We start from the raw sequence: 11,790 nt of genomic DNA, 5'->3' as shown, positions 1-11,790 counted from the left end.
GCGCGATTATAGAAAGGCTGCTAACGATCCAACAAGGCCTGTGCTCGTTGCCGGTTTTGCGTGACTGCGCAAGGCCCCGAGAGCCCGTTGCAGGCGGGACAGGGCGCCGGCATCAGCGCCTGTGGCGTATCGGCTGCGAGTCAGACCCGGGCGGGAACGCTGCTGGTGTGCCAGAGCAGCACGCGGCTGACGCGGTTTTCCTCGGTTTCGAGGATCTCCAGGCGGTAGCGGCCGATCTTCAGGCACACGGCGCTGTCGGGAATGGTTTCCAGGGCTTCGGTGACCAGGCCGTTGAGGGTCTTGGGGCCGTCGCTGGGCAGGTGCCAGCCCAGGCTCTTGTTCAGTTCGCGAATCGAGGCCGCGCCTTCCACCACATAACGCCCGTCGGCCTGCGGGTGGATGTGAGGGTTGTCCAGGCTGTGCTCGCTTTCGAACTCGCCGACGATTTCTTCGAGGATGTCTTCCAGGGTGACGATGCCCAGTACTTCGCCGTATTCGTCCACCACCATGCCCAGGCGCCGTTGCTGCTTGTGGAAGTTGAGCAGTTGCAGTTGCAGCGGGGTGCTTTCGGGGACGAAGTAGGGTTCGTGGCAGGCGGCCAGCAGGGCTTCCTTGGTCAGGCTGGCGTCGGGCAGCAGGTGGCGGATCTGCCGGGTGTTGAGCACCGCTTCGACCTGATTGATATCACTGTGGAATACCGGTAGCCGGGTGCGCTTGTTCAGGCGCAGTTGGGCAATGATCTCTTCGATCGGGTCGTCGAGGTTGATGCCCTGCACTTCGCTGCGGGGCACCAGGATGTCGTTGACGGTGATGTTGTCCAGGGCGTGGATGCCAGACAGGGCGTGGTGTTCCTGAGGCGCGGGCTCGTCGTCCAGCAGCGCCGGATCGTCGTCGCTGTGCTTCACCGCGCTGGCCTTGGCGGCAAACGGGCGCAACAGCAGTTGGCCGATGGCGTTGAGCAGCCAGGCCAGGGGATAGACGAGCTTCATGGGGATTGCCAGCAGGCTGTTGCCGAAGCTCAGGGTGCCTTCCGGATAGCGCAATGCCAGGGTGCGGGGCAGGTATTCGGCCAGTACCAGCAAGCCGCTGGTGCTGATCAGACAGGCCAGCCAGGGGCCTTCTTCCGCCCAGTAGAACAGCGCCAGCAAGGTGCTGATGATCACCGCCAGGACCCGGGACAGGGTATTGCACAGGATCAGGCTTTCCTTGGGGAAGGCCAGTCGCGCTGTCGGTTTGTCCCCGGAGCGCGAGCCGTTGCGTTGGGTCAGCAGGTGTTGCTGGGCGGCGTCGATGGCGGTGAACAGCCCCGACCAGACGATCAGCAGGGCGATTACCGCGAGCATGGGCCCGGAGGGCAGGGAGTCGGTCATGGCCGGTCGTCAGATGTGCAGGATGTATTCACGAACCAGCTTGCTGCCGAAGTACGCCAGCATTAGCAGGCAGAAACCTGCAAGGGTCCAGCGAATCGCCTTGTGCCCGCGCCAGCCCAGGCGGTTGCGCCCCCACAGCAGCACGCTGAACACCACCCAGGCCAGGCAGGCCAGCAAGGTCTTGTGCACCAGGTGCTGGGCGAACAGGTTTTCGACGAACAGCCAGCCGGAGATCAGCGACAGCGACAGCAGGGTCCAGCCGGCCCAGAGAAAGCCGAACAGCAGGCTTTCCATGGTCTGCAGGGGCGGGAAGTTCCTGATCAGGCCGGAAGGGTGCTTGTTCTTCAACTGGTGGTCCTGCACCAGCAGCAACAACGACTGGAAGACCGCGATGGTGAACATGCCGTAGGCCAGGATCGACAACAGGATGTGGGCGAGAATCCCCGGCTCCTCATCGATCACCGGCACCGTGCCGGTGGGCACGAACTGCGCCAGCAGGGCCGTCAGGGCGCCCAGGGGAAATAACAGCACCAGCAGGTTTTCCACCGGAATCCGCCAGCAGGCCAGCAGGGTCAGGGCAATGACCGCGGCGGCGATCAGGCTGGCAGCGCTGAAGAAGTCCAGGCCCAGGCCTGCCGGAGTCAGCAGGTGGGTCAGCAGGCTGAGGCCATGGGCGAGCAGGGCCAGGATGCCCAGCGTAACCAGCAGGCGCTTGTTTGCCTTGGCGCCGGAGGCCAGGCGAGAGCCTTGATAGAAGGTCGCAGCGGCATAAAGGACGGCGGCGGCGAGGGTGGGTAGCAAGCTGGGTGACAAGGGGAGCATAAATCCTGTTAGGCAGGCCCGAAAGTCGCTGAGTTTGGCATAGAACCCACAGCCCTGAAAGACCACGCAAGCAGACGGCGAGGTGTCCGCCACGCACAGTCTTCGCTATAATCCGCGACCTGCCCACGCCGCAGGCTCATCGAGCACTTGTTTATTACGCTCTGGGCCGCCATTACCCCGGTCTACCTTGGGCCTGAAAGGATCGAGCATGTTTGAAAACCTAACCGACCGTCTCTCGCAGACGCTGCGCCATGTCACCGGCAAGGCCAAGCTGACCGAGGACAACATCAAAGACACCCTGCGCGAAGTGCGCATGGCGCTGCTCGAAGCCGACGTCGCGTTGCCGGTGGTCAAGGACTTCGTCAACTCGGTGAAGGAACGTGCGGTCGGCACCGAAGTGTCCCGCAGCCTGACCCCGGGCCAGGCCTTTGTGAAGATCGTCCAGGCCGAGCTGGAAAGCCTGATGGGCGCGGCCAACGAAGACTTGAACCTCAGCGCCGTGCCGCCAGCCGTGGTGCTGATGGCCGGTCTGCAGGGCGCGGGCAAGACCACCACCGCCGGCAAGCTTGCGCGCTTCCTCAAGGAGCGCAAGAAGAAGAGCGTGATGGTGGTGTCCGCCGACGTTTACCGTCCGGCGGCGATCAAGCAGCTGGAGACCCTGGCCAACGACATCGGCGTGACCTTCTTCCCGTCGGACCTGAGCCAGAAGCCGGTGGCCATCGCCGAAGCGGCTATTAAGGAAGCAAAACTCAAGTTCATCGACGTGGTGATCGTCGACACCGCCGGTCGCCTGCACGTCGACAGCGAGATGATGGACGAGATCCAGGCGCTGCACGCGGCGATCAAGCCGGTGGAAACCCTGTTCGTGGTCGACGCCATGACCGGCCAGGACGCCGCCAACACCGCCAAGGCCTTTGGTGATGCGCTGCCGCTGACCGGGGTGATCCTGACCAAGGTCGACGGCGACGCCCGTGGCGGTGCCGCGCTGTCGGTTCGCGCGATCACTGGCAAGCCGATCAAGTTCATCGGTATGGGCGAGAAGACCGAGGCCCTGGAGCCGTTCCACCCTGAGCGTATCGCTTCGCGGATCCTGGGCATGGGCGACGTGCTCAGTCTGATCGAGCAGGCCGAGCAGACCCTCGACAAGGAAAAGGCCGACAAACTGGCCAAGAAGCTGAAGAAGGGCAAGGGCTTCGACCTCGAAGACTTCCGCGACCAGCTGCAACAAATGAAGAACATGGGTGGCCTGGGCGGCCTGATGGACAAGCTGCCGAGCATCGGCGGCGTCAATCTGGCGCAGATGGGCAACGCACAGAGCGCCGCTGAAAAGCAGTTCAAGCAGATGGAAGCCATCATCAACTCCATGACCCCGGCCGAGCGCCGCGACCCTGAGCTGATCAGCGGTTCGCGCAAGCGCCGGATCGCCATGGGTTCCGGTACCCAGGTGCAGGACATCGGTCGCTTGATCAAGCAGCACAAGCAGATGCAGAAGATGATGAAGAAGTTCTCCGCCAAGGGCGGGATGGCCAAGATGATGCGCGGCATGGGCGGAATGTTGCCCGGCGGCGGCATGCCGAAGATCTGAAGAATCCGCGCCGACAGTCATGTCGGCGCATTTCCACGGGGACGTGGAATCCTGGGCAAACCCTCGATTGGGGCGCGCTCACTCGCTGCCGCTTGCGGCGGCTCCATAGCAAATCTGAGTGGCAGCCGATAGGCGCCGGAAAAAGTCATTTGCAAAAGTCCGGATATTCCTTAGAATATGCGGCCTTTCGGGCACCCATGCCCGCTGTGCATTTAGATTTGCAGCACCGACTACAGGAACGATGTTCACATGCTAACAATCCGTCTTGCCCTTGGCGGCTCCAAAAAGCGCCCGTTTTACCACTTGACCGTGACCGACAGCCGTAACCCACGTGACGGTTCGCACAAAGAACAAGTTGGCTTCTTCAACCCGATCGCTCGTGGTCAAGAAGTACGCCTGTCCGTGAACCAAGAGCGCGTAGCCTACTGGCTGAGCGTGGGTGCACAGCCTTCTGAGCGCGTTGCTCAGTTGCTGAAGGAATCGGCTAAGGCTGCAGCCTGAACCCTATGAACGCGACGCCAGCTCCTGCTGATGATTTGATCGTTATCGGCAAAATCTACTCTGTTCATGGCGTTCGCGGCGAAGTGAAGGTCTTTTCCTTTACTGATCCGATTAAAAACCTGTTGGACTACAAAACCTGGACGCTCAAGCGCGAAGGTAGCGTGAAGCAGGTTGAGCTGGTCAGCGGACGCGGGAACGACAAGTTCCTGGTCGCAAAGCTCAAGGGTCTTGATGATCGCGAAGAAGCTCGTCTTCTGGCCGGTTACGAGATCTGCGTGCCGCGCAGCCTGTTCCCTGAACTGACCGACGGCGAGTACTACTGGTACCAGCTGCAAGGTCTCAAGGTCATCGACACCCTCGGGCAACTGCTCGGGCAGATCGATCACCTGCTGGAGACCGGCTCGAACGATGTAATGGTGGTCAAGCCTTGCGCTGGCAGCCTGGATGATCGCGAACGCCTGTTGCCCTATACCGAGCAATGCGTGTTGGCCGTCGACCTGGCAGCGGGCGAGATGAAGGTGGAATGGGACGCGGATTTCTAAGCGTGGCTAACTTGCGCGTAGAAGTGATCAGTCTGTTTCCCGAGATGTTTTCCGCCATCAGCGAGTACGGCATAACCAGCCGCGCGGTGAAACAGGGGCTGTTGCAGCTGACCTGTTGGAATCCGCGAGACTACACCACGGATCGACATCACACTGTGGACGATCGCCCGTTTGGCGGTGGTCCGGGCATGGTGATGAAGATCAAGCCCCTGGAGGATGCACTGGTTCAGGCCAGAAACGCAGCCGGGGAGGGTGCGAAGGTGATCTACCTGTCGCCCCAAGGCCGTCAACTGAATCAGTCGGCGGTGCGCGAGTTGGCGAATGAGGATGCATTGATCCTGATTGCTGGTCGTTATGAAGGCATTGACGAGCGGTTTATTGAAGCTCATGTCGATGAAGAGTGGTCGATTGGCGACTATGTACTCTCCGGTGGCGAGCTGCCGGCGATGGTCCTGATTGATGCGGTTACGCGACTGCTGCCCGGAGCTTTAGGGCATGTGGATTCCGCGGAGGAAGATTCCTTCACGGACGGTCTGCTGGATTGCCCGCACTACACCCGACCGGAGGTGTATGCGGATCAGCGTGTTCCCGACGTATTGCTAAGTGGCAATCACGCACACATCCGGCGTTGGCGTTTACAGCAGTCCCTTGGTCGGACCTATGAACGACGCGCCGATCTTCTGGAAAGCCGCTCGCTTTCTGGAGAAGAGAAGAAGCTGCTCGAGGAATATCTCCGCGAGCGGGACGATAGTTAACAACGTATCGATGGTAGATCCGACGATTTACCTTAGGAGCACAGCATGACCAACAAAATCATCCTTGCACTCGAAGCAGAGCAGATGACCAAAGAGATCCCAGCCTTTGCCCCGGGCGACACCATTGTCGTTCAGGTGAAAGTGAAGGAAGGCGATCGTTCCCGTCTGCAGGCGTTCGAAGGCGTAGTTATCGCCAAGCGCAACCGCGGTGTGAACAGCGCGTTCACCGTACGTAAAATCTCCAACGGTGTTGGCGTAGAGCGTACTTTCCAGACCTACTCCCCGCAGATCGACAGCATGGCTGTCAAGCGTCGCGGTGACGTGCGTAAAGCCAAGCTGTACTACCTGCGCGACCTGTCGGGTAAAGCAGCTCGCATCAAGGAAAAACTGGCTTAAGTCCAGCTTCCGATGCAGAAAAAAGCAGCCTACGGGCTGCTTTTTTGTTGCCTGTCATTTAATCCCCGGAGCGGTTGAGCAATACGCAGACCGTATTGGCGATCCGCTCCAGCAGGACCTCGTCGTAAGGCAGCCAGGGCAGCGCCGCCAATTTGCCACTTTGCCCCGCCAGGGCTACTTCCACCGGTGCCCCATTGCGCGTCACGCGCCCGCTGACCAGATGCACCGCATAGTCGCCGACCCGGACATGACGTCCCTCCAGCGACACCAGCCCCTCCTCGATCAGCGTGGCGAAGGCCATGCCCAGTACGTGGCGGCGCATCAGCGTCATCTGGGTGAGATTCTGCCCGGCCAACAGATTCAGACGTTGTTCACGCCTGGCTACCGGCATCTGCGGCAGGGGCTGGCCGGTGGCGCTCTGCGCCAGTTCCTCGATGGCGAAACTGCTGACGCTGACCAGCAGGTCGATGGCCCGGCAGGCCTCTGAAAACACCTGGGGCGGCACATCTTGAAGCTGCATCGGCTGCCAATGTCGGTCGGTGCGCCGGGCAAAGCTTGTGCTGCCCGACTGGCAGTGCCCCTCCAGGCCCGGGTACAGCGCCGTGTTCACGGCGAAGCTCACCCGGATGTCGCCCAGGCATCGGTTCAGACCGCCGTCCCTGTCGATCTTCCAGCCTTCGCGGCGGGCCAGGCCGATCAGTGGGCGGATGGACAGGCTGTAGCCGGCGAATGCCTGGCAGTGGTGGCTTTCCAGCTCTGGCGGGGACGGCAGGTAGTACTCGCGAAACACCTGGCGCAGCGGCTGTTTGATCCGGCGTTGGCTGATCAGCTTTTGCCAGGCGTGGCGCTCCTCGGCGCTGGCCGACAGCGGGTGCCACAGCGAAATCCTGCACCCGGCCTCCAGGTCCAGCGGCTGGCCCCAGGGGTCCATCGCTTGCGCGTTCGCATCCAGCAGGAAGCTGCGGCGTTGGCCTTGGTCGCAGTGGGCAACCCAAATCAATGAGCGGGCAAAGGGCGAGCCCACGGCGGAGTCAGCCAGTTGCACCCGCCAGTCGCGCAAAGGCAGCTCGAAGGCTTGCCACAGTCCGGATTCCAGGCAGTTGGCCAGAAGCCCGTGCTGGGCCTTGCCCGGCGTGCTGGTAGGGGCCAGGCGCAGGGCAATCTCGGGGCGTTGGGCCAGGCCGCGTTCGGCAGGCTTGAGGTTGCGAGCGAGTTTTTTCTGGATGCCGGCATGGCGCACCAGGCTCAGGGCGCTGCGCAGTGCCTGCACGCTTTCCGGGGTTGGCACCTGCTCGATGCAGTGCCCCAGGGCAATGGCCAGGGACTGCGATGGCGCGGTCTTGGCCTGGGTCGGGGCGACACAGGCCTTGGGCAGCAAAATGTCCATCAGCGGTGGCAGCCAGGGGGCATCGCGCAGCAGGGCGACCCGCGCGGCGCGGGCGATCACCGGCGTGTCATCGGTGGTAAAGGCGCCATCGGCCACATAGGGCGTGGCGCCGCTGTGAATCGCGTCCAGGCGCTGGGCCGCCATGTTGAGAATCTGCTGTGAGAATTCGACGTATGCCGCGTCATCCATCAACACCCTGGCCGGATCGGCGCTCAGGTGATGATGGCCGATCCAGTACTCGCTACCGGCCAGGGCCTGCTGTGAGCGCGGCTCCAGTTGCCCCAGCAGTTCGAACTCCTGCCGGGCGTAAGGCGAATTCCCATGGTGCTGTTCCACGCAGCGTTGCAGCGCCGTACGGGCTTCTTCATCCACCCATTGCGTCAGCATGTACGCCTGGGGGTAATTCGCCGCCCACTGTGCGCCGGGTTCCGCGAGGATCCTGCGCAGCTCCGCGGCCAGGGCGGCGCTCGGTGTGCCGCTGAAACAGGCCAGTTGCTCCAGTGCCTCCGGCCAGGTCAGGCAACTGCGCAGCGCCTCCAGCAGGGTGGCGTGGTCGAGGGCCGGGCTCAGTTCCAGTTCCGCGGCCTGTTGCACGATCACGGTCGCCAGTTGCTGCGCCGCCGGGTTGCCAGGGTCGCGCAGGGCCCGGCGGATGTCCGGCCACAGGCTGCCCAGTTGAGCGGGTGTCAGAGGGCTGATGTCGAGCGGCGGGCCGATGAAGTCTGGATGATCCACTCGGTCGGCATTCAGGCGTTGTTGCAGGTGCGTGACGAGTGAAGGCGTGAGCGGGGCATCCATGGCGGCGGGTCTCCTTTTACAGTGCGCGGATCATCGCATTTTTTCTCGCCGCCGTTGGCCTCAGGCCCCTGGCGGGTTCTTTCGGCCCCTGGCGGGCGGCGATATACTCGCCGGCCCAATAAAGTGTGATCGCCCACGCCCTGCAACCCGCATGGACGCCCAGGGCGCGTGACACCCTCCTGGCGCTCCTGACCTGACGTTATCCACAGGCAGGCGGCCCCCGATTGTTTCCCTCAAGCCTTTGGTCGCTGCCCGACAGCGCTCATCGGCATTCCATGCCCGCAGCGTGCCCATGCGCGGATCTATTCATTCAGGCAGTAATTCGATGACCCCTCGTGAGCAAGAAATCCAGCGTCGTACCGAACTCTCGGTGACCCGCGTGACCAAGGCGGTATTCCCGTCCACCACCAACCATCACAACACCCTGTTCGGCGGCACGGCCCTGGCCTGGATGGATGAGGTTTCGTTCATTGCGGCCACGCGTTTCTGTCGCTTGCCGCTGGTGACGGTGTCCACCGACCGCATTGATTTCAAGCACCCGATTGCCGCCGGTTCGATCGTCGAGTTGGTCGGGCGAGTGGTGAAGGTGGGCAACACCAGCCTCAAGGTCGAAGTCGAGGTGTTTGTCGAAAGCATGAGCTGCGATGGGCGGGAAAAAGCCATCCATGGCCTGTTCAGCTTTGTCGCCATCGATGACGAAAAGCGCCCGGTGCCGGTGCTTCCGGGGTTTGCGGCGTAGGAGGCGGCTTGCCGGCGAGCACGCTATCGGGGCTATTCGCCGGCAGCCGGTTCCTACCGGGGCTGGTTACGGGGACTCGGGCTGGATCAGCGCCAGCAGGGTCCAGCCCGGTGCCGGCTTGAGGTCGCTCTCCGGGGTGACTACGTGCACCCAGCCGTTGCTGTCGCGGGCGAACAGCAGGGTGGCGCGTTCGCCGTGCAGGGCCTGGTAGTCATCCCAGCCGAAGGCCTCGGTCAGGTGCGTGCTGTACAGCTCCGCGCCCTGGCCCAGCAGGCTGGCCAGCTTGGTGTAGCTCAGGGCCTCGCTGCCCAGTAGCTGGCCTCGGTGTTCGTGACTGGCGCGGTGTTTGTCGGTGCGCCGGCTTTCCTGGCTGTTGGCCAGGGCGAACAGGCGCTGATGACCGAAGTCATGACGAAAGCGCATGGCCGCCAGGGTGTTGAGCTCGCCGGAAGGCGAGAGCGCCAGCAGATGCCCCAGGCCCACCAGGTCCAGGTGCGCGTCGGCATGTTGCGAGGCCGGGTTGCCGAAGTAGGTCGGCAGGCCTTCCATGCGCGCTGTGCGGATGTTCTCCCAGCTGGAGTCGGTCAGCAGCACCCGGCTGCCCAGTTGCTGCAGGGCCTTGCCCAGGGTGCGGGCCGGACCGTTGGCCCCGACGATCAGAAAGCCGCTGGGCGCCGGTTCGGCGACGTTCAACAGGCGCGCCAGAGGGCGAGCGGTGGCGCTTTGCAGGACCACGGTGCCGATGATCACGGCGAAGGTCAGCGGCACCAGCAGCAGCGCGCCCTGATGGCCGGCTTCGTCCAGGCGGATGGCGAAGATGGCCGACACCGCGGCGGCGACAATCCCCCGTGGGGCAATCCACGCCAGCAACGCCCGCTCGCGCCAGCTGAGGCTGGAGCCGGCGGTGGACAGCAGCACGTTCAGCGGGCGGGCGATGAACTGGATCACCAGCAGCAGGATCAGCACCAGCGGGCCCAGGGCGATCAGCGCCTTGAGGTCCAGGCGCGCTGCCAGCAGGATGAACAGCCCGGAGATCAGCAGCACGCTGAGGTTCTCCTTGAAGTGCAGGATGTGCCGCACGTCCACGCCCTTCATGTTGGCCATCCACATGCCCATCAGGGTCACCGCCAGCAGCCCGGATTCGTGCATCACCTGGTTGGAGGCAATGAAGATTCCCAGTACCCCGGCCAGGCTTGCCAGGTTGTGCAGGTATTCCGGCAGCCACTGGCGCCGCATGATGCTGCCCAGGACCCAGCCGCCGACGATGCCGAACAGGCTGCCGCACAGAATCACGCCGCCGAAGGTCAGCAGGCTGTGGCTCAGGCCATCGCCGGCGGCACTGGCGATGATGAAGCTGTAGACCACCACCGCCAGCAGGGCGCCGATGGGATCGATGACGATGCCTTCCCAGCGCAGGATGTTGGCGATCGAGGCCTTGGGGCGCACCACCCGCAGCATGGGCACGATCACCGTCGGTCCGGTGACCAGGGTCAGGGTGCCGAACAGCAGGGCCAGCATCCAGTCGAAGCCCAGCAGCCAATGGGTGGCCAGGGTGATCACCGCCCAGGTGGACAGCGCGCCGAGGGTGACCAGGCGATGGACCACACTGCCGATCTCGCGCCATTCCGAGAGGTGCAGGGTCAGGCTGCCTTCGAACAGGATCAGCGCCACCGCCAGCGACACCAGGGGCATCAGCAGCGGGCCGAACATTTCCTGCGGGTCGAGCCAGCCGAGCACGGGGCCGGCCAGGATGCCGCTGAGCAGCAGGAACAGAATGGCCGGCAGCTTCAGCCTCCAGGCCAGCCATTGGCAGCCCAGTGCCGCCACGCCGATGCCGCCGAAGGCCAGCAGAATCTGTTGTTCGCTCATCAATGCACCCTGTTCCTTGAAATGGCTGGCTATGAAAGACTAGCGACCCTCCGTGCAGTTCACTATTTTTTTACCCGCAGCCCCTGGGCCGCGCCTTTCGAGTCTTTATGCCCGCCATCGACCACCCTCTGATCGACCGTTTTCTCGATGCCCTGTGGTTGGAGAAAGGCTTGTCCGACAACACCCGCGACGCCTACCGCAGCGATCTGGCGCTGTTCAACGGCTGGCTGCAGGAGCAGGGGCTGGAACTGCCGCGAGCCGGTCGCGAGTTGATCCTCGATCACCTGGCCTGGCGCGTGGAGCAGGCCTACAAGCCCCGCTCGACGGCGCGGTTTCTCTCCGGCCTGCGCGGGTTCTATCGCTATCTGCTCAGGGAGAAGCTGATTGAGGTCGATCCGACCCTGCGGATCGACATGCCGCAACTGGGGCGGCCGTTGCCCAAGTCGCTGTCGGAAGCGGATGTCGAGGCGCTGCTGGCCGCCCCGGACCTGAGCGAGGCCATCGGCCAGCGCGACCGCGCCATGCTTGAAGTGCTCTATGCCTGCGGGTTGCGGGTCACCGAGCTGATCAGCCTGACCCTGGAGCAGGTCAACCTGCGCCAGGGTGTGTTGCGGGTCATGGGCAAGGGCAGCAAGGAGCGCCTGGTGCCCATGGGCGAGGAGGCGATTGTCTGGGTCGAGCGCTACATGCGCGATGGCCGTGCCGAGTTGCTGGGCGGGCGGCCCAGCGATGTGCTGTTTCCCAGCCAGCGCGGCGAGCAGATGACCCGACAGACCTTCTGGCACCGGATCAAGCACCAGGCCAAGGTCGCCGGGATCGGCAAGGCGCTGTCGCCCCATACCCTGCGCCACGCGTTTGCAACGCACCTGCTCAATCACGGTGCCGATTTGCGGGTGGTACAGATGCTGCTGGGGCACAGCGACCTGTCCACCACCCAGATCTACACCCACGTGGCGCGCGCGCGGCTGCAGGATCTGCACGCCAAACATCATCCAAGGGGCTGAATGGGCGTCCGTGCGGCGCTTT

At 63.4% G+C, this 11,790-nt stretch carries 11 protein-coding genes; 7 read left to right on the top strand and 4 right to left on the bottom strand.

The genetic code is table 11. The annotated features are described in order from the left end of the window. Positions 1-140 precede the first annotated feature (140 nt). Both L1O02_RS25470 and ccsA read right to left on the bottom strand, forming a co-directional pair. Entirely contained in the window at positions 141-1,370 is a 1,230-nt protein-coding gene (locus L1O02_RS25470) for a transporter associated domain-containing protein (protein WP_235758912.1), read from the bottom strand. Positions 1,371-1,379: 9 nt separating this feature from the next. Next, positions 1,380-2,183, bottom strand: coding sequence for a cytochrome c biogenesis protein CcsA (ccsA, locus tag L1O02_RS25465; RefSeq protein WP_173655886.1), 804 nt, complete (start codon positions 2,181-2,183; stop codon positions 1,380-1,382). A 217-nt stretch (positions 2,184-2,400) separates the two neighbouring features. Here ccsA and ffh point away from each other — a divergent pair, with 217 nt between their 5' ends. From ffh to rplS, 5 genes are all read left to right on the top strand, one after another. Then, positions 2,401-3,777 (top strand): signal recognition particle protein, encoded by a 1,377-nt coding sequence (ffh, locus tag L1O02_RS25460; protein ID WP_060837688.1) that lies wholly within the window; start codon positions 2,401-2,403, stop codon positions 3,775-3,777. Positions 3,778-4,026: 249 nt separating this feature from the next. Beyond that, entirely contained in the window at positions 4,027-4,278 is a 252-nt protein-coding gene (gene rpsP, locus L1O02_RS25455) for a 30S ribosomal protein S16 (RefSeq protein WP_007927680.1), read from the top strand. A gap of 5 nt (positions 4,279-4,283) precedes the next feature. Further along, entirely contained in the window at positions 4,284-4,820 is a 537-nt protein-coding gene (gene rimM, locus L1O02_RS25450) for a ribosome maturation factor RimM (RefSeq protein ID WP_016967527.1), read from the top strand. After that, complete coding sequence (gene trmD / locus L1O02_RS25445) at positions 4,802-5,575, top strand: tRNA (guanosine(37)-N1)-methyltransferase TrmD (RefSeq protein ID WP_016967526.1); 774 nt, start codon at positions 4,802-4,804, stop codon at positions 5,573-5,575. Before rimM ends, trmD begins: the two co-directional genes overlap by 19 nt. Before the next feature lie 45 nt (positions 5,576-5,620). Continuing rightward, a complete protein-coding gene (rplS, locus tag L1O02_RS25440) occupies positions 5,621-5,971 on the top strand; it encodes a 50S ribosomal protein L19 (protein WP_009047143.1) in 351 nt (116 codons plus the stop codon). A gap of 58 nt (positions 5,972-6,029) precedes the next feature. Here the strand turns inward: rplS and L1O02_RS25435 are convergent, their stop codons facing one another. Then, on the bottom strand, positions 6,030-8,156 hold the full coding sequence (locus tag L1O02_RS25435) for a DUF4132 domain-containing protein (protein WP_108544411.1): 2,127 nt from the start codon (positions 8,154-8,156) through the stop codon (positions 6,030-6,032). Between the two features lie 325 nt (positions 8,157-8,481). Here L1O02_RS25435 and L1O02_RS25430 point away from each other — a divergent pair, with 325 nt between their 5' ends. After that, positions 8,482-8,895 (top strand): acyl-CoA thioesterase, encoded by a 414-nt coding sequence (locus L1O02_RS25430; protein WP_060837690.1) that lies wholly within the window; start codon positions 8,482-8,484, stop codon positions 8,893-8,895. Between the two features lie 66 nt (positions 8,896-8,961). Here L1O02_RS25430 and L1O02_RS25425 read toward each other — a convergent pair whose 3' ends face one another. Continuing rightward, on the bottom strand, positions 8,962-10,764 hold the full coding sequence (locus L1O02_RS25425) for a sodium:proton antiporter (protein ID WP_108544413.1): 1,803 nt from the start codon (positions 10,762-10,764) through the stop codon (positions 8,962-8,964). Positions 10,765-10,871: 107 nt separating this feature from the next. Between L1O02_RS25425 and xerD the strand changes: the two genes are divergently transcribed. Then, a complete protein-coding gene (gene xerD / locus L1O02_RS25420; protein WP_060842564.1) occupies positions 10,872-11,768 on the top strand; it encodes a site-specific tyrosine recombinase XerD in 897 nt (298 codons plus the stop codon). The last annotated feature ends 22 nt before the right edge of the window (positions 11,769-11,790 follow it).

It is taken from the genome of Pseudomonas sp. BC42, assembly GCF_021560055.1.
Taxonomy (GTDB): Bacteria; Pseudomonadota; Gammaproteobacteria; order Pseudomonadales; family Pseudomonadaceae; genus Aquipseudomonas.
Note: the sequence above shows the minus strand (reverse complement) of the source record. Positions and strands in the feature narration are given on the sequence as shown.

Bases quoted from the DNA above. Each gene is read 5' to 3' on its own strand.
- rimM (WP_016967527.1), top strand. From the start codon at position 4,284: ATGAACGCGACGCCAGCTCCTGCTGATGATTTGATCGTTATCGGCAAA.
- rplS (WP_009047143.1), top strand. From the start codon at position 5,621: ATGACCAACAAAATCATCCTTGCACTCGAAGCAGAGCAGATGACCAAA.
- rpsP (WP_007927680.1), top strand. From the start codon at position 4,027: ATGCTAACAATCCGTCTTGCCCTTGGCGGCTCCAAAAAGCGCCCGTTT.
- trmD (WP_016967526.1), top strand. From the start codon at position 4,802: ATGGGACGCGGATTTCTAAGCGTGGCTAACTTGCGCGTAGAAGTGATC.
- ffh (WP_060837688.1), top strand. From the start codon at position 2,401: ATGTTTGAAAACCTAACCGACCGTCTCTCGCAGACGCTGCGCCATGTC.
- L1O02_RS25435 (WP_108544411.1), bottom strand. From the start codon at position 8,156: ATGGATGCCCCGCTCACGCCTTCACTCGTCACGCACCTGCAACAACGC.
- L1O02_RS25470 (WP_235758912.1), bottom strand. From the start codon at position 1,370: ATGACCGACTCCCTGCCCTCCGGGCCCATGCTCGCGGTAATCGCCCTG.
- L1O02_RS25430 (WP_060837690.1), top strand. From the start codon at position 8,482: ATGACCCCTCGTGAGCAAGAAATCCAGCGTCGTACCGAACTCTCGGTG.
- L1O02_RS25425 (WP_108544413.1), bottom strand. From the start codon at position 10,764: ATGAGCGAACAACAGATTCTGCTGGCCTTCGGCGGCATCGGCGTGGCG.
- xerD (WP_060842564.1), top strand. From the start codon at position 10,872: ATGCCCGCCATCGACCACCCTCTGATCGACCGTTTTCTCGATGCCCTG.